This window comes from Xanthomonas translucens pv. cerealis, from assembly GCF_006838285.1.
GTDB lineage: Bacteria > Pseudomonadota > Gammaproteobacteria > Xanthomonadales > Xanthomonadaceae > Xanthomonas_A > Xanthomonas_A cerealis.
Map to the genome: position 1 here is coordinate 2459996 of NZ_CP038228.1, position 23168 is coordinate 2483163.

General features: G+C 69.9%; 17 protein-coding genes. All 17 read right to left on the minus strand.

Annotated elements, in window-relative coordinates; genetic code table 11:
- Window positions 1-11: 11 nt before the first annotated feature.
- Entirely contained in the window at window positions 12-284 is a 273-nt protein-coding gene (locus E4A48_RS10760) for a hypothetical protein (protein ID WP_260607933.1), read from the minus strand.
- Window positions 285-319: 35 nt separating this feature from the next.
- The gene (locus tag E4A48_RS10765) at window positions 320-3172 is read right to left on the minus strand and encodes a bifunctional serine/threonine-protein kinase/formylglycine-generating enzyme family protein (protein ID WP_260607934.1); all 2853 of its coding nucleotides are present in this window, start codon (window positions 3170-3172) and stop codon (window positions 320-322) included.
- Complete coding sequence (locus E4A48_RS10770) at window positions 3163-3882, minus strand: PP2C family protein-serine/threonine phosphatase (protein ID WP_142742396.1); 720 nt, start codon at window positions 3880-3882, stop codon at window positions 3163-3165. Before E4A48_RS10770 ends, E4A48_RS10765 begins: the two co-directional genes overlap by 10 nt.
- Window positions 3879-4442 carry a type VI secretion system-associated protein TagF gene (tagF, locus tag E4A48_RS10775; RefSeq protein WP_058196968.1) on the minus strand — a complete coding sequence of 188 codons (564 nt, stop codon included), beginning with the start codon at window positions 4440-4442 and terminating at the stop codon, window positions 3879-3881. The genes E4A48_RS10770 and tagF overlap by 4 nt, the downstream gene beginning before the upstream one ends.
- Window positions 4439-7837, minus strand: coding sequence for a type VI secretion system membrane subunit TssM (gene tssM / locus E4A48_RS10780; protein WP_142742397.1), 3399 nt, complete (start codon window positions 7835-7837; stop codon window positions 4439-4441). Before tssM ends, tagF begins: the two co-directional genes overlap by 4 nt.
- A 3-nt stretch (window positions 7838-7840) precedes the next feature.
- Window positions 7841-9136: a type VI secretion system protein TssL, long form gene (gene tssL, locus E4A48_RS10785; protein WP_039006891.1), complete on the minus strand. Its 1296-nt coding sequence runs from the start codon at window positions 9134-9136 to the stop codon at window positions 7841-7843.
- Between the two features lies 1 nt (window position 9137).
- Complete coding sequence (tssK, locus tag E4A48_RS10790; RefSeq protein WP_039006893.1) at window positions 9138-10475, minus strand: type VI secretion system baseplate subunit TssK; 1338 nt, start codon at window positions 10473-10475, stop codon at window positions 9138-9140.
- Window positions 10472-11827 (minus strand): type VI secretion system-associated FHA domain protein TagH, encoded by a 1356-nt coding sequence (tagH, locus tag E4A48_RS10795; RefSeq protein ID WP_142742398.1) that lies wholly within the window; start codon window positions 11825-11827, stop codon window positions 10472-10474. Before tagH ends, tssK begins: the two co-directional genes overlap by 4 nt.
- On the minus strand, window positions 11824-12363 hold the full coding sequence (locus tag E4A48_RS10800; RefSeq protein WP_039006897.1) for a DUF6931 family protein: 540 nt from the start codon (window positions 12361-12363) through the stop codon (window positions 11824-11826). Before E4A48_RS10800 ends, tagH begins: the two co-directional genes overlap by 4 nt.
- Window positions 12364-12371: 8 nt before the next feature.
- Window positions 12372-14306 carry a type VI secretion system Vgr family protein gene (locus E4A48_RS10805; RefSeq protein ID WP_142742399.1) on the minus strand — a complete coding sequence of 645 codons (1935 nt, stop codon included), beginning with the start codon at window positions 14304-14306 and terminating at the stop codon, window positions 12372-12374.
- A 301-nt stretch (window positions 14307-14607) separates the two neighbouring features.
- Window positions 14608-15090 carry a hypothetical protein gene (locus E4A48_RS10810; protein WP_142742400.1) on the minus strand — a complete coding sequence of 161 codons (483 nt, stop codon included), beginning with the start codon at window positions 15088-15090 and terminating at the stop codon, window positions 14608-14610.
- A gap of 184 nt (window positions 15091-15274) precedes the next feature.
- A complete protein-coding gene (locus tag E4A48_RS21585) occupies window positions 15275-15820 on the minus strand; it encodes a putative adhesin (protein WP_409976337.1) in 546 nt (181 codons plus the stop codon).
- 281 nt (window positions 15821-16101) lie between these two features.
- Window positions 16102-18933, minus strand: a complete 2832-nt coding sequence (tssH, locus tag E4A48_RS10815; protein WP_142742401.1) for a type VI secretion system ATPase TssH — start codon at window positions 18931-18933, stop codon at window positions 16102-16104.
- Window positions 18934-18960: 27 nt separating this feature from the next.
- Window positions 18961-19974 carry a type VI secretion system baseplate subunit TssG gene (gene tssG, locus E4A48_RS10820; RefSeq protein ID WP_142742402.1) on the minus strand — a complete coding sequence of 338 codons (1014 nt, stop codon included), beginning with the start codon at window positions 19972-19974 and terminating at the stop codon, window positions 18961-18963.
- On the minus strand, window positions 19938-21815 hold the full coding sequence (gene tssF, locus E4A48_RS10825) for a type VI secretion system baseplate subunit TssF (protein WP_039006905.1): 1878 nt from the start codon (window positions 21813-21815) through the stop codon (window positions 19938-19940). Before tssF ends, tssG begins: the two co-directional genes overlap by 37 nt.
- Window positions 21815-22318 (minus strand): type VI secretion system baseplate subunit TssE, encoded by a 504-nt coding sequence (gene tssE, locus E4A48_RS10830; protein WP_039006907.1) that lies wholly within the window; start codon window positions 22316-22318, stop codon window positions 21815-21817. The genes tssF and tssE overlap by 1 nt, the downstream gene beginning before the upstream one ends.
- Window positions 22306-23148, minus strand: a complete 843-nt coding sequence (locus tag E4A48_RS10835; RefSeq protein WP_142742403.1) for a type VI secretion system accessory protein TagJ — start codon at window positions 23146-23148, stop codon at window positions 22306-22308. Before E4A48_RS10835 ends, tssE begins: the two co-directional genes overlap by 13 nt.
- Window positions 23149-23168 lie beyond the last annotated feature (20 nt).

Here is a 23168-nt window from a genome sequence, read left to right on the forward strand (position 1 = left end):
GCGGCCACTGTTCAGATGCGGCTGGAGGACCAATAGACCGCCATCGCGCCGAGCAGCATGCACGCGCCCCACAACGGCAGTTTCCACCAACCCGCCATTGCCGCACGACGACGGCGCGGCATCATCGCGGGGGAGGTTGCGGACGCCTGGAATGTTGCGGATGCCGTTGCGGGCGGCGCGACCGCGCCACGGCCATGCAGCAACGTATCGCACAGCAGCGCGCGCCGGCGCGCGCGGTACTCGTCCGGCGCCATGCGCCGCGTCGCCTGGGCGTCGTTGAGCATGCCCAACACCCGGTTGACCCGCTGCTCCCACTCGGTCACTTCACGTCCCTCACCAGGCGCGCGCCGGTGCCGCGAGCGGCCTTGCCATCGCCGGCCTTGCCGCCGCTGCCGGCGCACGCATCTTCATCGCCTTCGCCACCGCGCGCGCGGATGCTCGCTCCGTCGCGGACCCATTCGCCAACCCCGCCGGCCATGTTGAGCAAGCCCCAGCGGTTGGATACCGCTTTTTCGCAGGCGCCGACGCTGGCGCCGGCGAGTGCGGCATGCAGCCATTCCGCGTCGCGCGGCAGGCGATAGGTGTAGCCGCTGGCCTGGCTCAGCCAGCGCGCGTACCGCTCCACCAGATCGATCGATATCCGCGTGGCGGCCGCCTGCGGCCGGACCTGCGGCGGCAGCTTGCAGCTCTGCGTGGCGCTGCAGAACGCTGCGATGTCGGCGACGCTGATCTCGTTGCGCATCATCGCCAACGCGCCCCCCGATGGCGACGGCAACACGACCAGCGCCGGTCCGCGTCCCTGCGCGCCGAGATCATCCGCACAGGCACGTCCGCTGCCGACGATGCCCGGGATGCGGCATGCATCGGCGGTACTGCGCGGCGTCTGCGGCTCGGCCTGCTGCAGGCGCGCCAGCAGCGCGGCGGCGGCACGCGAGCGCGCCTGGCCGGCGAGATCGGCGGCGAAGCGGCGGTAGCCGGCCGCATCCTGCGCCCGTAGCCGCCTGGCGCGTGCGCGCAGTGCCGGCAGCGCCGCTGCGTCCGGCGTGTCGGCCGCACGCAGCAGATCGACCGCGAACGCGTAGCGCGCGTTGGCCTGGCGCAGAGATGGCGCTGGCGCCACCGACGCCCCCTCGCGGGCCGCCGCCGCCGCATTGTCCCAGCGCCCCTGCAGCGCCAATGCGCGAGCGCGGCCGAGATAGGCGTCCACCAGCATCTGCCGGCCCGTGCCGGCGAGCACCGGATGCTCTGGCCGCAGCGCCGCGATCTGCCCGAGCAGATCGCGAATCTTCGCCACATCCTGCGCCGCGGCTGCGGTACGCATCGACTCGATCCGCGACGCCACCTCGGCCTCGGCCAGCGCCTTGCCATCGCGAGCAACGGCACTGGTCGGCGCGGCGCCGCCACTGAGCTGGGCGGCATACGCCGGCAACCGCGTCGATGCGGGAAACGCCATGCGCCCGCTGTCCAGCCAGCGGCGCGCGGCGGCGCGGTCGCCACGCTCCAACGCGTCCTCCAGCGCACGCTCGTAGCGCAGTTCCAGTTCGGGTTGCCGCGCCGGGCCGCTGTCCGGCGCGAGCGCACGGATGCGCGTCATCAGCAGCACGACGTTGTCGGGCTGGTCCTCGGACAACCGGCCCTCGGCGACGGCCCGGCTCAACCGCGTGTCCAGGGCGTTGAGCAGCAGATCGCGCTGCTGCCGGATACCGGCGCGACGCGCCTCCAACTGCGGCGAGAACAGCCTCCAGCGCTCGCGCAATGCGAACAGCCGCTGTGCACCGGCGTAGTCGAGCCGCCCCTGCCCGGGTTGCCAATAGGCGTCGAGCCGGGCGAGCAGAAAGGCTTCGAGCGCCGCGCTGTGGTCGAGGATCAGACGCTGGCGGTCGTCGCTGTCCAGCGCCGCCAGCGCGCGCGCGGCCCGGGTCTCGTCGACGAAGCGCTGGGCCGAACCCGGCGCGAACCCGTCCAACACCTGCGCGACCTGCTGCCGTTGCCGTTGCAGATGCAGCAGCGCCGCTGCTCCGGCCACCAGCACGAGCGCCAGCAGCACGACGCCGACCTGGCGCAACCAGCGCTCGCGGCGCGTGCGCGGGCGCAACTGCGCCAGCAGCGTCGCCATGTCCGGACGCCGGCTCGCGTCGAAGGCCAGCGCACGCCGCAGTGCGCGGTTGCCGCGCCGGTCCAGTCCGGGCAGCGGCGCCGGCTGCAGCCCCTGTTCCCTGGCCTGCGCACCGGTGCGCTTGTCGAACGGGTGGCGCCCGCCGAGCAGTTCGTAGACCACGCAGCCGAACGCATAGACGTCGTCCGCGAACGCCGGCTCCTGTCCGTCCAACATCTCCGGGCTGGCATAGGCGGGAGTCATCGCACCGAGCGAGGTGGCGTCGAACACGGTGCGGTCGTCGCTGGCATCGGCGCCGGCCAGCTTGGCCGCGCGGGCGATGCCGAAATCGAACACTTTGGCGACGGTGTTCTCGTCGACCATCACGTTGCCTGGCTTGAAGTCCGAATGCACGATGCCGGCGGCATGCGCGCGCCGCAGCGCCTGGCCCATGCCTGCAATCAGCGGCCAGGCTTGCGCCATCGGCAGGCCGTTGCCGTGCCGGGCGCGGATCAGGCTGCGCAAGTCGCTGCCCTGGACGTATTCCATCGTCATGAAGACGATGGCGCCGTCCTTGTCGAAGTCGTAGACGCGCACGATGTGGTCGTGCGCCAGATGCTGCGCGCGGCGCGACTCGCGCTGCAGCGCGATCAGCGCATCCGGATGCTGGCGGAACTCGTCGTTGAGCACCTTCACCGCGAGGTACGGGTGGCGGTCGCGGGCCTCGACCTTGCGTTCGTCACGGGCCAGGTAGACCACTCCCATGCCCCCGCGCCCGATCTCGCGTTCCAGCAGGAAACGGCCCTTCAGCATCGTGCCGATGCCGACCACGGCGTCGCCCGGCAACCGTCCCAGGCGCTGCCAACTGGAGCTGGTGGCGCCGTCGGGCACGCTGGGCTCGGCGCTGATCGGAGCGACCCGGGTGGCGTCGGGATCGTCGGCAACGCCTTCGGACCCGACCTGCGCGGCGGCATCGACAGGCTCACGGCGCGTCTTCAGCGGCGCGACGCGGGTCGCATCTGTGGGCGCACCGCGCGGGCCTGTGGACGCGGCGTCGTCGTGCTCGGTCATGGCCATGCTGCATCCTCCAGGCGTAACACGATCGCCGAGATGTTGTCGCGGCCGGCGCGCGCCAGTGCGCTGTCGAACAGGCTGGCCACCAGCGTGTGCGGCTCCGCCGCACGACGGCAGTGCGCGGCGATTTCCGCATCGTCCAGCTCCTTGTTGATGCCGTCGGAGCACAGCAACACGCACTGTCCGGGGCGACGCCGCAACACCATCCAGTCCACGCACAGCAGGTCGTCGGCGCCGATGGCACGGGTCAGCACGCCCGACGCCGGCGCATACCAACCGGAGCGCGCGGCGCCGTCGGCGCAGCCGGCGACATGGTCGCGGGTGAGCGGATGCAGCACACCGGACTCGAACAGATAGGCACGACTATCGCCGACCCAGCCGCACAGCAACAGATCGGCATCGTGCACCAGCATGACCACGGTGGACCCGATCACGTCCACGCCGCGGCACCGGGCCAGTGCGCGCAAATCGGCATTGACCTCGCCCAACGCAGTGTCGATGCCCTCGACGAAATCGACCACGCCGCCGCGACGCGGCAATGTGCCGAGGCGCTCGACCACCATGCGACTGGCCACCTCGCCGGCGCTGTGTCCGCCCAGGCCATCGGCCACCGCCCACAAGCCCACATCCTCGCGCAGCAGGATCGCGTCCTGGTTCTGGCGGCGCACGTTGCCCGCCGCGGTACGCCCCGCGCAGACGTAGCCGGCGCTCATCGCACCGGCTCCGACGCCGCCTCGCCCTGGCCCAACAGCATGGCCGCCTGTTGCGGCCCCGGCAGGCCGTCGGTGGCGACCCAGACGCCGCTGTGGCCGTGGTCGCGGCTGCTCCACCACAGCGCACCGGCGCGCGGAGGCGGCGGCCACTGCGCGGTCGGCGCCATTGCGGTCGCGGCGAGCGCCTGGCAGGCGCGATCGAAGCTGTCGACGTCGTCCATGGCCGCTGCGGATTCAAGCAGCGCGGCGGCGGCGCCCAACCAGTGCGGATGACACGCGCCCAGCGGCAGCGCGGCAGCGATGGTCAGCGGGAAACGGCGGCCGACCCGATCGCGGCTGGCGACCAGCGCGCCTGCCCAGGCGCAGGCGCCGCACAGCCCCGGCGCGAGCACGAAGTTCCAGGCCTGCGCGGCCGGCGCCTGAGCGCGCACCTGCCGTTGCAGGTGCTGCATCGCCGTATCCCAAGGCTCGACGAAGGCCGTCGGCAATCGCCGCAGCACGAAATCCCCCGCGCAGGGCAATTTGCCGTGGAAACCCGGATGCGCGTGCAGCGACGTCATGGACAACGGAACCGCTGCAATGAGGTATCGGCGAACGGATGCCGCAGGCTCGCCGGACGCAGTTCCAGGCGCACTTCGCCCTGGCCGGAGGGGAACTGCGCCGCGTAACGCATATCGCCGGCCGGGCGCAGCGCGCCGGCCTGCAGCAGACGGAACCAGGCCCAGGCGCCGCGGTACTCGACCGGTGGCAGCGGCCGCCCGGCGATGTCCCAGGCGGACAGCCGCGCCATGCCCGGCTGCGGTCCCGGCCAACGCATCGACTGGCTGGCGGCGGCGCCGGCCTGAGTTTCCACACGTTGTCCGTCCACTTCCAGCAGCAGCCGCCCCACCCCCGACTGCGCCGGCAGCACGACTTCGAAGTCGACCCGCGGCTGCGCGCCGCCGGCGAAGAACATCTGCTGGATGCGCGCGGCCAGTTGCGCGCGCTGCAACACGTCGTCGGCACCGACCTGCGGCGTCGCCTCGTTCCAGCGCCAGTTGCGCGCGCCGGTATCGACCTTGTCGGCGATCGACTGCTGGAAGAATCGATCCAGGCGCCCGCCCGGCGCGAAAAGTTCGGCGAAATCGCGCAGCGGGACCTCGGCAGCGGCCTGCGCCACGAACGGGAAGCGGCCGCGCACGAACAGGGCGCAGTCCTGCCCGGCGGCCTGGCGTTCGCGGCTGCGCAGCGCATCGCCGGCGCCGTCGGCGACCAGCGCCCGGCTCTGCCCGGCCAGCGCCGCCACCCAACCCTGCAGCGGCGACGGCAGTTGCCCGGCCTGTTGCGCGGCGATCAGCAGCGCGGGATCGTTCTGGTCGGCGCCGCCGACACCGGCGGTCAACAACGTGCGGCTCATCTGGTTGAGCGTGGTCAGGGCCTGATCCAAGGCGCCGTCGGAGGTCGGATCGGAGAGCCGGTTCAATGCCTCGAAATGGCGCTCGATCGGTTCCGCCTCGGCGCGCGGGGACGGGTCGGCCGCCGTCTCCTTGCCCTGCGCCGGCTTCACCCCCAACGCGGTGGTGTGTTCGCGCAGCAGGCTCAGCAACGCCTTCAGCGGCGACCCGGGGCCACCGAGCTTGGCCGCTACCGCGCTGGCCTGTGCGGTGGTGGCGACCGGCCGCAGTTGCAGATCGTCCATCAGCCCCTGCCAGGCGGCGATGTAGTCGCGCTGGTAGAGCGCCAGCACGCCACGCGCCAACTGCGAACGCGCCAGCGGATCGAGCGGTGCGCTGCCCAGCACCCAGTCGTCGGCGGCGAACTGGCGGACCGCCTGGTCGATGCCGCCGTCGATCTGGCCCTGGAAGGCCTCGCGGGTGAATAACGCCGGCAGCGGTTCGGACAGCGGTACTCCGCTGCGACGCTGGAACACGTCGCCGAGCAGGCCCAGACGGCGGTCCAGGCGTGGCGCCTGCGCGCCGCCGCCGGCCTGTGCCAACGACAAGCCGCCATAGACCAGCGCCGGCAGTTGCGCGGTACGCAGGCTGGCGCGGGTGCGCTCGACCTGCGCCCGGTCCAACGGCAACCCGCGCGCGCCGGCGCTGGCGCTCAACAGCGCACGCAGATGGGTGTGCAGCGCGTCCCGCACCGCCGGATCCTGCGGGAACAGAACGCGCCATTGCTGCATCGCCAGACTGGCCAGTTGCCCGACCTGGCGCCGCGCCGGCTCGCCGAGCATCAGGTAGCCCTTCAGGAGCTGGTACAGCCGCTGCGGGGCGTTGCCTGCCTCGACCAGCCCATCGCGCAGTGCCTCGCCCAGCGCGGGCAACAGCAGGGCGTTGAGATCGCGCAGATAGGCCCGTTGCACGTCCTGCGCCAGCGCCGGACCCTGCGACAGGCCGAAGCGCTGCGACCACGGCAGCGCTCGGTCGGGGGGCAGCGCGGTATCGCGCGCCGTGACCAATACGTCGAAGCGCTGCAGCGCGGCGATGTAATAGCGCTGTTCGCTGTCCGCCTCGCGTAGCGCGCCGGACGGGTATTGCTGCAGCACTGCGCGCACGTCGGCGATCAATTGCGCGTTGTGCGCGTAGCTGCCGGCCAGCAGCGACAACAGCAGCAACGTGGAGACGCTGAGGCCGATCCACGCCGCCAGTTGCAGCACCCGCCAGCGCCGGCCGCCGCGCGCGTGTCCGCCGGCCAGCCCGGCCTCCGCGAACATCACCTCCTCGAGCAGGCGCGCGACGAAATAGGTGCGCGGCTTGTCCAGCGGCGGCGGCAGCGACATCGCGGCGATGCCGAAGTGTCCGGCCACCGCCGACATCACCCGGTCCACCGCATGCCCCTGCTGGGTGCCAGAGGTGAGGTACATGCCGCGCAGCCACGGCTGCGCGGCATAGCCGTGGGCACCGAACGCGGACTGCACGAAGTCGGCCAGCGCCGGCTGCAGCAGCCGCAACTGTTGCGGGAACGACAGCATGGTCGCGCGCCGGTACGGATCGCGCCCATCGCGCAGACGGTCGATGACGCGCGCGTCGATGCGTTCCAGCAGGCGCTCCAGCTCGACCGGGAACAGCGTGGTCGGATCGGGGTCGGCGGCGGCGCGCGCCGCCGGCAGGGTCAATCCCCACACCTGCGCGCGCCCGGGCGCATCGAAGTCGGCGAAGAAATCGGTAAACCCGCAGATCAGGTCGCACTTGGTCAGCACCAGGTAGACCGGCACGGTGGCGCGCAGGCGCTCGCCGAGTTCGTCCAGCCGTCGGCGCAGCGTCCGCGCCTGCTGCGCGCGGTGGGCGTCGTCGGGGTCGAGCAGGTCGCTGGCGCTGACCGCGACGATCACGCCGTTCAGCGGCTGCCGGCGATAGCGTCGCAACAGACCGAGAAATCCTTGCCAGGCCGCGGCATCGGCGTTGGCGTCGGACTCCTGCGTGGTCCAGCGCCCGGCGCTGTCGAGAAATACCGCACGATCGGCGAACCACCAGTCGCACGAGCGGGTGCCGCCGACCCCGGCCAGCGGCTGCGTGCCGAACTGCTGCTGCAACGGGAAGTTCTGGCCGGAGTGCTCCAGCAAGGTGCTCTTGCCCGATCCCGGCGCGCCGATCAGCAAGTACCACGGCAGCACGTCGAGGCCGTGTCCTGCGCGGCGGCGGCGGCGCAGCAGTTTCATCGCCTCGGCGAAGCGCGCGCGCAGGCGCGCCTGTTCCTCATCGGCGCGGTTCTGGCTGTCGTCGCCCCCATCCGCCAGCGCATCGGCCATGCGCCGTTGCCGCCGCTTCGCCCGCCACTGCCGTAGCCAGCACCACACTCCCCAGCCGACCACCACCACGACGATCGCCAGCAGCCGCGCGGGCACGCTGCGCAGCGGCTGCCACTGCCCGAGGCCGAGATACGGGCCGCCGACCCAGACCAGCGTCGCCAGCGCCAGCAGCAGCGCCGCATCGGACAAGCCGCGCAGACGGGTGAAATCGGACAGATGCGGCATCGTTCAGCCCTCGGGGATCAGCACGATCTCCACGCGCCGGTTGCGCGCGCGGTTTTCGGGGAGCTGCGGCGGTGTGGCCAGCGGTTGCGAGTCGCCCGCGCCGCTGCTCTCGATCCGACGCGGGTCGGACAGGTCGGCGCCGAGCAGTGCGCCGACGTTCTCGGCGCGCAGCGCCGACAGCGCGTAGTTGTCCTTGAGCCGCAGCGAGCGCACCGGCTGGTCGTCGGTGTGCCCGATCACCATCACCCTGCCCGGCACGCGCTCCAGCGCGGCGGCGATCCGCCGTAGCAGCCCGTGCTGACGGGCATCGACCTCGGTCCCGCCGGAAACGAACATCGCCGCACTGGAAATGCGGATGGTGGAGCGCCCGTCGGCATCGGTGCTGACGGTCAGCAGCCCGGCGCGCTGTTCCGGCTCCAGGAACGGCACCAGCGAGACCGGCGCGGGCGGATGCGCCGGCGCGCGCGGCAGGGTCGCGCGCTCCATGCCGATCCCCGCCAACTGCGCGCTGATCGGCGCCGACATGCGGTTGAGCCGCGCGTACAGCAGCAGGAACACCACCGCCACCAGGCACAGCGACACCACCGTGGCGATGGCCAGCGGCATCAGCGCCGAACCGCGTTCGAGCGGCGCATCGGCGCCGCGCCACTGCGGCGACAGTTCCGCCGGCAACGGCGCGCGCTGGCGCTGGATCAGCCGGTGCAGTTCGGCCTGGCGGTCGGCCAGCCGCGCCTGGCCGCCGGGCTCGACCAGATAGCGCCCGCCGAACCCGAGCGCCAGCGCCAGGAACAGCAACTCCAGCAGATCCAGGTGGCGTGCCGGGTCGCGGACCAGGCGGTCGAGCAGGTCGAACACCTTGGCGCCGCCATAGGTCTCGCCATGGAAGATCACCAGCAGGGTGCGCTGCGACCAGCCGCTGGCCTCGCCCCACGGCGAGGCCAGCACCGCCTCGTCCAGCAGCGTGCACAGCGCGTAGCGCGCCGCCAGCGCCGCTTTCGGATCGGCGCCCTGGCGGCAGGTGTCGTCCTCGAAACGGTGCAGGCGCTCGCAGCAGCCCTCGCGCAGCGCGGCGATGTCCGGCGCCTGCAGCGAGTGCCGCAGTTGCACCGCGAGCAACAGCAACGGCGTGGCCACGCGCACCAGCGCGTTACCGCGCATGGCGCCGGGGACGGCCTGCATCGCCGCATCCAGATCCGGTGCGGCGGCGGCTGGCGCCGGGTGCGGCGCCGCGGCCTCGGCCGGGCCTGCCGCCGTCGTCGCGCGCAGTACGGTCGCATCGTCCAGGGGATGCTCGGACATGTCAGTTCCTCACCGCCCACAGTTCCAGTTCCAGGCCGGGGAAGCCGCCGCCGAAGTGCAGCGCCATGCCGCCGGAGGTGCGTAGCGACTTCCACAGCGGCGCCTGCCGGTCGAGTTCGAAATAGGTGCAGCCGGCGTGGTACGGCACCTGTCGCGGCGCCACCGCCATCGGCGCCACGCCGATACCCGGCAGTTGCAGGTTGACCAGATCGCGGATCTTCTCGACCGGGCCGATCTTGGACTCGCCGGGCAGGCGCTTGCGCAACTCCTCGCCGCGCAGATCGGCCTTCACCGCCAGCACGAACGCGGCCGTGTCCAGCAGGCTCGGGTCCGGCACCAGGCCCACCCAGACGCCATACTTGCGCTGCTGCAGCGGCACGGCGATCGCCGACTGCTCCAGCACCGCGCTCAGGCTCTCGCGCAACGCCAGCACCACCGGCGCGAAGCTCTCACGCAGCGCCTCGTGGCGGTAGGCCGGGAACGTGCCGCTGCGACGGCTGGCATGGGTGAAGGTGGCCAGTTCACCGGCCATCTCCAGCAACAGTCGATACAGGCGTTCCGGATGCTCCAGCGGCGCGGCGGCCCAATGCGCGACCAGCGGCTGGTAGCGGTTGACCACCTGCAGCATCAGCACATCGGAGATCTCGGCCACGCCGCCGCGCTCGCTGCCGCCGACGCGCCCGGCCAGCGCCTGACCGCGTTGATGCAGCAGGCCGAGCAGTTCGGACAGGAAGGTGGTCAGCCAAGCCGCGGCCTCGATGCGGCTAGCGCTGGGGATGAAGCCGTCGTCGAGGATCACCCGGCGGTCGGCGCGACATTCGATGATGCGCGCCATCGGCACCTCGACCAGGCCCTCGCCCGGCTGCGACTGCAGGCGCAGCCGGCTGGCCATCGCGCCGACCTCCAGCCGCACCGTGCCGGGAATGCCGCCGGAGGCGTCGCCGACCTCGGCTTCGTCCACCCGGTAGCGCACCAACCGCGCCGGGCCGGTGTCGGGCCACTCGCTGTCGGGGTGCGCGCTGGCGCGCAGCGGCAGCGCCAGGCTGACCACCTGGTCGCGGCAGTCGCCGGGGACCTCCAGCGGCGGCGGCGACGGATCGCGGTCGGGGATCGAGAACGGGGTGCCGTCGGGAAAACAGCCGCGGGCGCGGCGGATCGCCAGCTTGCCGATCGACAGTAACTCCTGCTCCAGCTCCAGTTCGGCGAAGCCCCAGGCATGCGGGCGCAACGCGCCGGCGCGCAGTTCGACGAAGCGCTCGAAGTAGCGCTCCTGCTGCTGCATATGCTGCGGACGCAGGAACAGTCCTTCGCTCCAGATCACCTTGTTGTACGGTGTCATGTCCGCTCCCGGTGCGGTCGCGATGCGGCTTTGCGCGCGCGCAGCAGTTGGTCTTCGTAGGCGTGCGCGAACGCGTCGCCGAACAGGCGGCGGAAGCGTTCGTCGGGATCGGCCTGCAGGCCCCGATAGTCCTGCACGTAACGCCGCCACGGGCGCCCGGGCCAGCCCGCCAGCGCGCCCTGAGCGCCGGACTGGGCCTCGAACCGGACCGGGTCGAAGTGCGCGAACGTCTGCTCGAACGCGGCGCGCATGCCGGCCATCAGCGCCAACTGGTGCTGGCCGATGTCGTGCATCGCATCGTCGATCGCCGCCGTACCGCCGAGATAGGCCGGATCGGGCGGACCGAGCAGCCGCGCCACCGCTTCCTCGGCGGTGGCGGCGAACTTCAGCGGATTGTTCTCGCTGCGGCGGATCAGCGTGGCCGGCAGGCGCAGGCTGTTCTTCATTTCCGCGCGGGCACGCAGCACGTCCATCAGCCCGGCGACCAGCGCGGTCAGCAACGCCTGCGGATCGGCGTCGGCCGGCGCCGACGGCACTGCCGTCGGCACGATTGGCGGCGCTGTCGGGGTTGGGGTTGGGGTTGAAGTTGGGGTCGCGTTCGCCGCCGGGGTCGCTATCGATGCGGGCGGTGCTACGTCGGCGGCCGGCGCGGCAGATGGTGCGACCGGCGACGGGGCAGCCGGCGCGGCAACGAACTCGCTACGGGTATGGTCCCAATGCTCGGGCAGCAGCGCCTCCGGCGTCGCTGCCGGCGCACTGGCACGCGCACGATAGCGGTCGGCCAGCGCCGGCGAATGGTTCCAGTCCGGTGCGGCATGCGCCGGGGTCGCACCGGTCATGGTGTACGACGTGGCGAACAAGGCCAGCGGATCGACCACTGTGGCCGATACCGGCGCCGGCGCCGGCGTCAGAGCGGCGAAGGCATCGTCGCTGGCATCGGTCACGACCACCGGCGGCGGCGGCGCAGCGACGGACGGGGCGATGATACTGGCCCCCGTCTCGCGGTCGGGCACGACCGGCAACACCGTCACTCCGATCTCGAACAGGTCGATCTGCACCCGGTCGCCATCGCGCAGCGCCGCCGGGAAGCCCGGGCGCAGCGGCGCGCCGTTGTGCAGCACGCCGTTGGTGCTGTGATCCTCCAGAAAGTAGACCCCATCGAGATGGCGCACGCTAGCATGCAGCCGCGAGACGCCGGCGGCGTCCAACTGCCAGTCGCAGTCGGCGCCGCGGCCGATGCTGGCACCGCTGCCCTCCAGTTCGATGCGCGTGCGCGTCCCGGCGGCTACGTCGCGCTCGCCGCGCAGGTCCAGCAGCAAACGCGGCGCCACGGCGGTCGGTGGCGCGCTCATGCGGCGTGCTCCTGGCCGTGCGGCAACAGTAACCGGGCGACCTCCGCCGCCCAGTCCGCCAGCGTGGCGTCGAAGACCTCCGGCGTGCGCGCCGCCAACTGCAGCAGCGCCGCCAGCGCGGCCGTGGCGGTGAGGTGCTCGGCCACCGGCGGCGCGTCGTCGTGGGCCACCGCGCTGCCGTCGGCCCATCCCGCCGCCGCAGCCAGCCAGGCGCCGACCGATCGGTAATCTGCGTTTTCCGCGTACGCCAGCGCCACGCGCCGGCTGGCGTCGTCGGGTTGCTGTACCCAGGACTGGGCCAGGCGCAGTCCCTCGCTGTCGTCCTCCTGCAGGGCCTGCCGGCGCACGCACTGGCACAGCCACGCGACCACATAGGGACGCGGCGCCAGCCGCAGCGCCAGCGCCAGCGCATCGCTTGCGGCCTGCCCGCGCAGCAGCGCATGCACCGCCGGCGATGGCGCCTGAATCTCGGCCAGCAATGCCTGCGCAGCCGACGATATCTGCATCTGCCGGGCGGCTTCGACGATCTGCGGCATGGCGTTCCTCATGGGACGACCAGCGACGACCCGACGGTCGTCGGGGTCCCTTTGAGCGTCGCCGGCCCCGATGCATTCAGCACCAGCGCGGCGTTGGCGCGCACCGTTGCCACCGCGTTGGACTGGATCAGCACCGAGGCATTGGCGCGCATCAGCAGGCTGGCCTGCGCCACCACTTCGACGTTGGCCCCGGCATTGATTGCCACTGCGATGCGGCCATCGAGGGTGATGCGGGTGCCGCTGATCACCACTTCGCCGGTCCGCCGGAGCTGCAGCCGCGCCGGCCCGCACACCAGGTCGATCTCGGTCCCGGCCTCGATCCGCAGCGAACGGCCGACATCGAGACGGTCGTTGCGACCCACCTTCTGGCTGCGGTCGTTGCCGGTCTCGCCGATTTCGTCGTGTTCGGCCTCGTGGCGCAGGTCGCGCTGCGCATGCAGCAGCAGCTCCTCTTTACCCTTGCGGTCCTCGAAGCAGATCTCGTTGTAGTCCTGGGCGCCGCCGTTGGGATGGCTGCGGCTGCGCACACCGCTCTGGGTGCGGTTGGCGGGCAGCGCGTAGGGCGGCGGGTTGTCGGCGTTGTAGACGCTACCAATGATCAGCGGACGGTCCGGATTGCCTTCGAGGAAGCTCACCACCACCTCGTGGCCAACGCGCGGAATCTGCTGTGCGCCCCAGCGTTTGCCGGCCCACGATTGCGCCACGCGCACCGGGCACGAGCAGTCCGCGTTCGGCGTCCCCGGCGGGCTCCAGAAGAAATTCACCTGCACCCGGCCGTGCTGGTCCACCGCGATGTCCTCGGCCCTGGTGCCCTCGACCACTGCGGTCTGCAGGCCGGCGATGGTCGGCCGCGGCGTGGTCTGCGTCGTACGGAACGGCTGGCGGCTGCGCAGCGCGCGGAACGCGCACGAGAACGGCTCGGCGACCTCCTCGCCGCCGGAGACGTAGTCCACCTCGACCAGCTCGGTGTCCGCGCCGATCACCAGATATTCCTGATTGTGCTCGGCCTGCGGGAAGTCGCGCAGCTTGAACAGCGCGCCGACCTGCAGCCCACAGGCGTCGGTCAGGCCCTGGTACTGCGCCTGGGCGACGTTCAGCGCCTCGGCGCGGACCTGCGCATGGCGGCGGCCGGTCGCGACATCGAGGTGCTCGCCCGGATAATCGAACACGTCCAGATCGCCGAGCGCGGCACCGGCAGTCTCGGCCGGCGCCTCGTTGGCCCGCAGCGAGGTCTTCGGTTTCAGATAATCGTAGTCGTCCAGGCGCACCCGGGTGCTGCGCGCGGTGCGCGCCAGCGACCAGTCGGTGATCGCATCCTTCATCCGGCTGCCCTTCTGCCCCGGCGGGCAATACGGGATGCGCGCGAACGGCGCCACCGCCACGTGCGCGCCAAGTCCGTCGGCCAGTACCATGGTGTGGGTACTGGCGGTATGCTCGAAGTAGTAGTAGATGCCTTCCTGCTCCATCAGCCGGCTGATGAAATCCAGGCCGCTCTCGCGGTACTGCACGCAGTACTCGCGCGGCGCGTAGCTCGCGCTCAGGCGCAGCTTCACGTCGCTGTAGCCCACATCGGCGAGCAGCGCGCGCACCAGTTGCGGCACGCTCTTGTTCTTGTAGATGCGGCAGTCGCGGCGCTGGCCCAGCAGCCACAGCTTCGGCACCAGGGTGAACGCATAGGTGGCGTAGCGCAGCTCGTCGATCTGCTCGAACCCGGTCTGCTCCGCCGCGCAGACGATGCCGTGGTAGTGACGCTTGTCGCCCTGCGGCGAAACCAGCTTCACCGCCATCGGCTTGCCGAGCAGCCCGCGCAGATCGATCCCGACATCGCGGCTGATCCCATGCAGCACGAACGTATAGGGCCGCCCCAGTTCTTCTTGCGCGGCCATGCGCACGAAGCGCAACGACTTGCCGAGGGGCGATTGCAGGGTGATCGCGTGGGCCATGGTCAAGCCCCCGGAGTGATCAGACTGAGCGGCGAGGAGATCGTCGATTGCATGCGATCACTCTGCCCGCGAGCGGTGCACCGGCTGAAATCCAAAATCGCTATGCCAGGCATGCCGCCGGAAAATAGGTCCGGCATCCCCGTGCCGGAGAGGTTCGCCGGTCGCAATCGCCGCATGGCGCCCAGCCATGCCCGCACAGCACGTCTCTGCGACGGCGTAGGGCAGTTGCAGTCGGATCGACAGGAATGCGCATGTCCGCACTGCTGTCCGACATGGCATTGCCCGAACTCACGGCCAGGCATCATCCTGGAGCAATCCATACGCCTCGGTTCGGCGTGCTGTGCGTGGTCGAGTAGACGATGCCACGTCTATCGAGCTCGACGGCGCATTCCGTGCAACAAGGCTTGGACACTCCCAGCTTTAGGCCCTGCATCTCTTTATGAATCTGTATAAAATAACTCACGATCTTCATTTCGGCATGCATGCCTGTTGGGCCATGGGCGATGGTAACCGTCATGCCCCTGGTTGGTCTTCCTCCTAACGTGTCCCACGCACGCAACACTATTTCACTTGTCAAACTGACGGTATTCGAGGCAACGACGAACTCGCTGCCGGACTTATAGACCGCGACGCAATCCATCTGAATAAGGCCCTGAGAAGCGAAAGTCTGGGCTCTCGATCCAGAATATGCAATTTGCAAGATGGCAACGGCAATCCGGTCTATATCCTCCATCCGCTCCGGCTGCTCTTGATGGTAATCGGCATCTCGTCTATTGACTTGCATTGCATTTTCTCCATTTAATTCACAGCGCCCATGAATTAAATTCTTATCGATAACGAGGTTCGTAAGGCGACTGTTTATTCGACAGAATTTCTTCTCTATTTTCCGAAAATTCGGAGACTCGCCTCTTGCTTAGAGACGCCACTAAGAGCGAAGATTTTTAGCTAAACCGCAGTGCGACCAGAGATCACCGATTTACGGTGCACGCAGCCCAGTGGATCTGCGCCCCTCCTTCCCGGTATTGTTCGCAGATAGCTCTAAGCGTCACCGGATTCCCTACGCTTGCGGAGTACGAACCTGGCTGAGGCGGGGTGATCGTGGGCATTCCAGTTTCGTTATATGCGTACAGGGTCAGATCGGGACAGAGATCACCGACGTGGTAAATTCTTCGACCCGGCGTATTAACCCTAACCGCACCGCCTGCTGAAGACGTATCGTATTCGGAACCCTGAGAATCCCATTCGGTGGGCAACCTGGCCGGCAATCCACCGCCCTGTCCTATGATGACTCCGTGATTATCGTCGAGGCCCATTCCCATTCCAAAGATAACGATCTCTATGCCCGCTGGCACCCGGAACCTTGGGCTTACTCCCGCGCTTGACTGAATCAACTCGCCATGTCCTTCGCATACCACCACGCGAAGTCCATGTGGATTCGCTGGCCGCGAGGGGCGTGTGCTACTTCTTTGAACTCGATTATGACCTAATGGGGTGGACATTATTTTATTCTCCATTAATTATTTAATTAACACCTGCATTTATCGCATTAAAATTGATTATATTCATTTTTATATAAATTTAATATTTTAATTAATTAAAAATAATTCCTTCTTTTTTAATTTTCGCCCATACTTCTCGTCGCATCACCCTAACAGATGCACCGCCATAAGCTCTCTTCCTTATAAATTCCCGTCATGGAAAGCACTACATCCGTAGAGTTAATTCCGACGACAGTCCGCCATTTCAATGCATATAAACAGCATTCTGCGTGTGGCACTTTAAACGGAACGAGATGTTAGGTCGGATTCGGCATTGAACGCCCAAGACTATCTGATGCATAGACGCTCGTATCCGCTGCATGTGTCGCCATCGTCACCTTCGATTCCTTAGTCACGGCATCAAACCGATAAGCAAGCGTTCCCTCCGCCGTGAAAACCGTAATACCCGCAAGTTCATCCGGATGCCCTGAGCCTAGAAGCAACTCGCGACTGATCTCCGGCAGCATCGAATTGGTCAGAATCGCATCGATCATCCGTCCGCCCGATTCGCTCTCGGTGCAGCGGCTCACCACCAGTTCCACCACCGACGCGTCGTAGTCGAAGGGGATCCGGTAGCGCTCTTCGATACGGCGCTTGATCCGGTCCAACTGCAGCCGCACGATCTGCGCCAGCATCGCCTGGCTCAACGGGTAATAGGGAATCGCCACCAACCGTCCGAGCAAGGCCGGCGGAAACACCTGCAACAGTGGCGCGCGCAGCGCCTTGGCCATGGCGTCCGGGTCCGGCAGCAGCTCCGGGTCGGCGCACAGGCTGGAGATCAGTTCGGTGCCGGCATTGCTGGTGAGGATGAGCAACGTGTTGCGGAAGTCGATGCGACGGCCTTCGCCGTCTTCCATCCAGCCTTTGTCGAACACCTGGAAGAACAGTTCGTGCACGTCGGGATGGGCCTTCTCGACCTCGTCGAGCAGCACCACCGAGTAAGGCTTGCGCCGCACCGCCTCGGTCAGCACGCCGCCTTCGCCATAGCCAACGTAGCCGGGCGGTGCGCCCTTCAGCGAGGACACGGTGTGCGCCTCCTGGTACTCGCTCATGTTGATGGAGATCAGGTTCTGCTCGCCTCCGTAGAGCGCCTCGGCCAGGGCCAGCGCGGTCTCGGTCTTGCCGACCCCGGAGGTGCCGGCGAGCAGGAACACGCCGACCGGCTTGTCCGGGTTGTCCAGGCCGGCGCGGCTGGTCTGGATGCGCCGGGCGATCGTCCGCATCGCGTGGTCCTGGCCGATCACGCGCCGGCCGAGCAGTTCCGGCAGGCGCAGCACGGTGTCGATCTCGTTGCGCGCCATGCGCCCGACCGGGATGCCGGTCCAGTCGGCGACCACCGTGGCCACCGCCTGGTAGTCCACCGTCGGCAGGATCAGCGGGGTCTCGCCCTGCAGCACGGCCAGTTCGTCCTGCACCTGGCGCAGCCGCGCCAGCAGCGCGGCGCGGTCGTCGTCCGCCGGCGCGGCGTTGCCGACATCCTGCATCTGCTGCGCGGCGGCGGTTTCCAGCGCGCTGCCAGTACCTTCGACCGGCACGGCGCCGCTGCGCAGTTGCGCACGCAGCGCCAGCAACGCGTCCACCAAGGCCTTTTCCTGACTCCAGCGCGCTTCCAGCGCGTCCAGGCGCTGCTGTTCGTCGGCCAGGGCCTGGGTGCAGGCAGTCGCGCGGGTATCGACGGCGATGCCGATCGTGCGTTCGCGTTCGATGATGTCCAGTTCGGTGCGCAGCGATTCCAGCCGCCGCCGGCTGTCATCGACCTCTGCCGGCACCGCGTGCAGGCTCACCGCCACCCGCGCGCAAGCGGTGTCGAGCAGGCTAACCGACTTGTCCGGCAACTGCCGCGCGGGGATGTAGCGGTGGCCGAGCGCGACCGCTGCCTCCAGCGCCTCGTCGAGGATCTGCACCTGGTGGTGCCGCTCCATGGTCGAGGCCACCGCACGCATCATCCGCACCGCTCTGGCCTCGTCCGGCTCGGCGACCTGCACCGCCTGGAAGCGCCGGCTTAGTGCCGGGTCCTTCTCGATGTGCCTGCGGTACTCGGCGAAGGTGGTCGCGCCCACGGTGCGCAGGGTGCCGCGTGCCAGCGCCGGCTTGAGCAGGTTGGCGGCATCGCCGGTGCCGGCGGCGCCGCCGGCGCCGACCAGGGTATGGGTCTCATCGACGAACAGAATCACCGGCTTGGGGCTGCCCTGGACCTCGTCGATCACCGCGCGCAGGCGCTGCTCGAACTCGCCCTTCATGCTCGCCCCAGCCTGCAGCAGACCGACGTCGAGCACGCGCAACTCGACCTCGCGCAGCGCCGGCGGCACGTCGCCGCGGGCGATGCGCTGGGCCAGACCCTCGACCACCGCGGTCTTGCCGACGCCGGCCTCGCCGACCAGGATCGGGTTGTTCTGCCGGCGCCGCATCAGGATGTCCACGACCTGGCGGATCTCCTCGTCGCGGCCGATGATCGGATCGAGCGCGCCCTCGCGCGCCTGCGCGGTGAGGTCGGTGGTGAACCGCGCCAGCGCCTCCTGCCGGCCCAGCGCCGCCGGCGCGATCGCGCCGCTGGCCGCGCCGGGGGCGTCGGCCGCGCCAAGCCGGAAGCCGTCGCTGGGCCGCTGGCCGTCCTCCGGCGAGCCGGCGACGATGCCGGCGAACCGCTCGCCCAACGCCTCCGCCCTGAGCTTGTCGAACTCGCGCGAGATCCGGCCCAACACCGCGCGCAGGCGGCGCACGCTGAGGATGCCGGCCAGCAGGTAGCCACTGCGCACCTGCGCCTCGCCGAAGCCCAGCGACGCCTGCACCCAGCCGCGCTCGACCGCCTCCTCCACGTCCGCCGACAGATCGGTGACCCCGCTGGCGCCACGCGGCAACCGCTCCAGCGCTTCGCTGACGTCGCGCGCCAGCGCCGCCGGGTCCAGTGCGAAGTGGCGCACGATGCGGTGCAGGTCCGAATCCTGCAACTGCAGCAACTGCTGCAGCCAGTGCACCAGTTCCACCTCGGGATTGCCGCGCAGCTTGCAGAACACCGTGGCGCTCTCGATCGCCCGATAGGCCAGCGGGTTGAGCTTGCCGAACAGCGCGGCGCGCGAGATCTCGGTCATGACGGCTCCAACGGGGGAAGGCAAGGGTCACGCACCGGCGAGCACCAGTTCGTCGGGATCGGTGGGGCGGCGGTAATGGCCCATCCACAGCGACATGCCCAGCCGCTGCGCGGTACCCAATGTCGGCAGCGGCACGTCCTGGCGGGCAAGCACCAGTTGCAGGTCCCACTCCTGCTCGTCGCCGACGTAGTCGCGCACCGCGGCGGTGAGTTCGGCCAGCGCCCGACCGCCGGGCAGGAACTCGCGGTAGCGCGCCGCATCCAGCGGGCCGATGCGCAGGCGGAAGCGGTGCTGGGCATTGCGCGCGTGCGCGCCGAGCGTGGCCTGTTCGCCGATGCGCGCCGCGGCGCGGCCCATGCGTAGGCGGCCGTCGGCCGGCAGCGGCAACCAGCCGGGCCGGAACGGCTGCACCTGCAGCGGCACCTCGAACAGGCCGCTCAGCAGCGCGTGCAGACCCTCGGCGTTGCGCGCCTGCGCGACCAGGCGCCCGGCATGGTGGCGGCGCGCGTTAGCCGGCAACGCGCCGCGGCCGCGCAGCGCCGACTGGCCGACCCCGGTCAGCGCATCCAGATGCGCGCCGAAGCGGTCCTCGCCGGGGCGGTCCATCTGCACGGTCGGTCGCGCATCGGCCCAGGCGCGGTACCACAGCGCGATCATGCGATGGTGGAACAGGTCGGCGAACGCGGCGAAGGTCGGATCGGCGGACAGGTGCTGGCGCGCCATCGCGTGTTCGGTCAGATGCAGCGGCAACGGTCCCTGCGGGCCGAACAGGCCCAGCGGCAGGGTACGCAGGCGCGGTGGCAAGGCGCCCTCGCCCGGCTCCAGCGCGTCGATGCTGCGCGTCGGGAATGCCAGTTGCGCGCGCTGGGCGAAGCGCACCGGCTCGTCCTGCGGGCGCGCCGCATGGCCGAAGCGCGGCTGCTGCGGATACGCGCACTCCAGCCGCCGCATCGCCTCGAACATTTCGTAGGCGTCGGGGCTGGCCTGCAGCGCGCCCAGCAGCGCTAAAGGATCGGGCGTTCGCCGAGCCGTGCCGGCCATCGGGCCACCTCGTTGCGTTCGAGCGTGCACAGCACGGTCTCGGTGAATGAGTTCAACGATGCCTGGCGCGCCAGCACGTGGCGCAGTACCGCCGCCAGCAGATACGCGCCCTGCCCCTCGAATGCGGCCTCCTGGCAGGTCAGGGTGATCTCCAGGCCGCGCCCATAGGCGGCCGGCCCGGGTAACGGCAGGCGCCGTACCACCGCGCGCGAGCGCACCCGGCGCAGGCCTTCGACCTGGCGCGTGGCGGTCGCGTCGTGCGGATCGTGATAGAGCGTGAGCATCTCGCGCAGCGCGGTGGCGCCGTCGTCGCCATCGTCCAGCAGCGACAGATAGTTCAGTTGCAGATGACTGAGCAGGCGCCAGCGCGGATCGCCGGCGGCGGCGGCGGCCTGCGGCCGGGTCGGGCCGGCGACGCAGCGCACGGACGCCACCGGCCCGCCGCGGTCGAGCACGAAGTCGCTGGTGCCGATGCCCACCGGCATGTGCAGCGGCAGATCGCGGTTGCTGCACAACAGGCGCATGCCGAGCTGGCGCAGGTCGTGCGCGTACGGCGCCTGCTCGCCGTCCACCAGCGACAGGAACAGTTCGCTGCCCACGTAGCTGGAGCGCGCGCCATCGCGGCGCTGGGTCGAGGACAGCCGCCGCGGCTGCCGGCGCAGGGTGTAGAACGCCGCGCGCGGCGCGTGCCAAGCACGCGCCGACGCGCCGTAGAACGGCTGGAACCGCTGCAATGGGTCCTGGCCATCGCCGAAGCCCTCGACCTGATCCACGCTGTGGATCTCGAAGTCCATCGGCCGGGTGCGGTCGGCGAGCAGATGGTGTTCGGACAGGCCAGGATGCAGATGGATGCGGTCGCCGCGGCGCGGGAACAGGTTGATCGCCGGGGTGCAGTGCAGGCGCAGCGTGTCGGCATCGATCGCGCCCTCCAGGCGTTCGCGTGCGCGATCGAAGTGCACGAAGATCTCGAACTCCAGACACGCCGCCGTGCGCAACGCGCGTTGCAGGCCGGCGAAGGCCACGAACAGGAAGCGCTGCGGGCAGGCGAAGTATTCCTGCAGCAGACGATAGCCGCTGAACGCGCGCCGCTCCGGCGGCAGCAGCGCCTCGTCCTCGTCGAAGCCCATCTCGCGAATCTGGCTGGCGTCGTAGCGGACCTCGGTAACGCGGCCGTCGGCGCCGGTGCTGCGCACCACGAAGCCCAGCGCGTTGGCGTGCAGTTGCTCGTACAGATTGCCGGCGATGCCGTCGGCGCCGGCGATGTACAGCGGCAGCGCGTCCAGCGCCAGCATGTCCAGGCGAAGCCCGGCGCCGACCGCGAACTTCATCCGCAACGCGGCGCGAGCGCGCGGCTCGGCCGGCGCGCCGGCGGCCGCCAGCGCCGCCGGCGAGGCCAGGTAGCCGGCGTCGAGCAGCCGCAGCGGCCACAGCGTCAGCGCGTGCGCAGTGCGGTACTCGCAGGCGGTGCGGTCGCCGTGGCCGATCAGCGAGCGCAGCGCGGTGCCGCGCGCCAGCGCGTGGCCGCCCGGACCGATGCCCTCGCCCTCCTCCGGCTGCAACTGCACCACCGCCATCGACGGCACCGGCGCCAGGAAATGCGGGTAGAGCATCTCCATCAGGTGCTGGGCGAACACCGGCTGCTGCGCCTCCAGTTCCAGTTGCACCCGCGCCGCCATGAATGCGAAACCTTCCAGCAGGCGCTCGACATAAGGGTCGGCGCACTCGATGCCGCTCATGCCCAGGCGCCCGGCCACCTTGGGGTAGTCGCGGGCGAATTCGGCGCCCATCTCGCGCACGTGCTGCAGTTCGCGGCTGTAGTGATGGAGCAGGCGCGGGTCCATCAGTGCACCCCGTCGTGCACGGTGAAGCGCCCGCTTTCCAGGTCGACCTCGGTGCGCAGGTACAAGGCCAGCGGCAGCGGCTGCGCCCACATCTGCGCCTCGATCAGGAAGGTCAGCGACAGCCGGTCCATGCGCTGTTCGTCCACCTGCGCGGTGACCTGCAGACTCGACGCCGCCAGGCGCGGCTCGAACGCCACGATCGCCGCGCGGAGGCGGTTCTGCAGCGCGGACACGTCCAGCCCCGCCAGCAGCACCCCGGCGAGGTCGGGGATGCCGTAGTTGAGCACCGACTCGGCGACGTAGGGATGCGCCTCGAAATCATCGGCCTGGTGGTGCCGGGTGCAGTTCAGCAGCCAGCCCAGGTCGCGCACGATGCACGCGCGCAGCCGCGCCGCGGTGATGGTCCGCGCCTCACGGCTTTCCGCCGGCTCGTGGCGGCGGTCGTCGCTGAGGCGGTCGAGCAGCGAAGGCTGCAACCGCTCCTGTTGGGTCAGTTCGGCCATGATGCTTGTCCTTGTGCGGAGACGTCGAACTCGATCAGGCGCACGTCCAGCAGCGCATGCTCGCCCAGGCTGCTGGCCAGCATGCGCTGCCCGACACCGCGCGCCGCCGCGCCGTCGCCCTCCCAGCGGGTCTGCCGTGCCAGGCGCAGTTCGGGTTCGTCGCAAAGTTCGATGCCCGGATAGCGGCACGGCACCACCCCATGGACGACGCCGCCGTCGGTCCAGGTCAGTTCCACCTGCTGCCACAGCAGATCGCGCAGCGCGGACGGCGCTTCGAAGCGCAGCCGCCGCAACTGCGACAGCGCCACCCAGGCATAGCCGGCTTCCAGTACGACCTCCAGGCACGGGCCGAAACGCGGATCGGCATCGCCCAGCCAGTCGAAGCGCCGGCCGTCGATCGTGCCGGCCACCGCCTCGGCGTGGGTCAATGCCAACTGGCGCCGCTGCACCGCCTGCACGGTTTCCCCGCGCTGGTCGTGCTGCAGCGCCTGCAGCAGGTCGTGCAGCCAGCGCGGCACCTGGCCCAGCATCAGCGGCAGCATCCGCCCGGCCAGCACCTGGGCGCGCGCATGCTCGGCACTGACCACGCGCGCATACGCCTTGGCCAGCGGCAACCACGCGGCGTCGAAGCGCCCCGCGAGCTGTAGCTGGTCGCCGGCGCGCTGCCATTGGCCGCTGGCCGCCAGCAACTGGAACAGGCCGATGCGCAGTGCGGCATCGTCCGGGCTGCCGCGCACCAGGCTGGCCGCCGACTCCAGCGCCATATTCAGATCGCCCACCCTGAGCAGGCGGGAGATCTCTTCGTGCGGCGAAGCGTCGGGAAAGGACACGGTGAACTCCTTGGAAAACG

Excerpts from the sequence above, each read along its gene's own strand:
- E4A48_RS10760 (WP_260607933.1), bottom strand. The coding sequence starts at position 284 with ATGCTCAACGACGCCCAGGCGACGCGGCGCATGGCGCCGGACGAGTAC.
- E4A48_RS10765 (WP_260607934.1), bottom strand. The coding sequence starts at position 3,172 with ATGGCCATGACCGAGCACGACGACGCCGCGTCCACAGGCCCGCGCGGT.
- E4A48_RS10770 (WP_142742396.1), bottom strand. The coding sequence starts at position 3,882 with ATGAGCGCCGGCTACGTCTGCGCGGGGCGTACCGCGGCGGGCAACGTG.
- tagF (WP_058196968.1), bottom strand. The coding sequence starts at position 4,442 with ATGACGTCGCTGCACGCGCATCCGGGTTTCCACGGCAAATTGCCCTGC.
- tssM (WP_142742397.1), bottom strand. The coding sequence starts at position 7,837 with ATGCCGCATCTGTCCGATTTCACCCGTCTGCGCGGCTTGTCCGATGCG.
- tssL (WP_039006891.1), bottom strand. The coding sequence starts at position 9,136 with ATGTCCGAGCATCCCCTGGACGATGCGACCGTACTGCGCGCGACGACG.
- tssK (WP_039006893.1), bottom strand. The coding sequence starts at position 10,475 with ATGACACCGTACAACAAGGTGATCTGGAGCGAAGGACTGTTCCTGCGT.
- tagH (WP_142742398.1), bottom strand. The coding sequence starts at position 11,827 with ATGAGCGCGCCACCGACCGCCGTGGCGCCGCGTTTGCTGCTGGACCTG.
- E4A48_RS10800 (WP_039006897.1), bottom strand. The coding sequence starts at position 12,363 with ATGCCGCAGATCGTCGAAGCCGCCCGGCAGATGCAGATATCGTCGGCT.
- E4A48_RS10805 (WP_142742399.1), bottom strand. The coding sequence starts at position 14,306 with ATGGCCCACGCGATCACCCTGCAATCGCCCCTCGGCAAGTCGTTGCGC.
- E4A48_RS10810 (WP_142742400.1), bottom strand. The coding sequence starts at position 15,090 with ATGCAAGTCAATAGACGAGATGCCGATTACCATCAAGAGCAGCCGGAG.
- E4A48_RS21585 (WP_409976337.1), bottom strand. The coding sequence starts at position 15,820 with ATGGAGAATAAAATAATGTCCACCCCATTAGGTCATAATCGAGTTCAA.
- tssH (WP_142742401.1), bottom strand. The coding sequence starts at position 18,933 with ATGACCGAGATCTCGCGCGCCGCGCTGTTCGGCAAGCTCAACCCGCTG.
- tssG (WP_142742402.1), bottom strand. The coding sequence starts at position 19,974 with ATGGCCGGCACGGCTCGGCGAACGCCCGATCCTTTAGCGCTGCTGGGC.
- tssF (WP_039006905.1), bottom strand. The coding sequence starts at position 21,815 with ATGGACCCGCGCCTGCTCCATCACTACAGCCGCGAACTGCAGCACGTG.
- tssE (WP_039006907.1), bottom strand. The coding sequence starts at position 22,318 with ATGGCCGAACTGACCCAACAGGAGCGGTTGCAGCCTTCGCTGCTCGAC.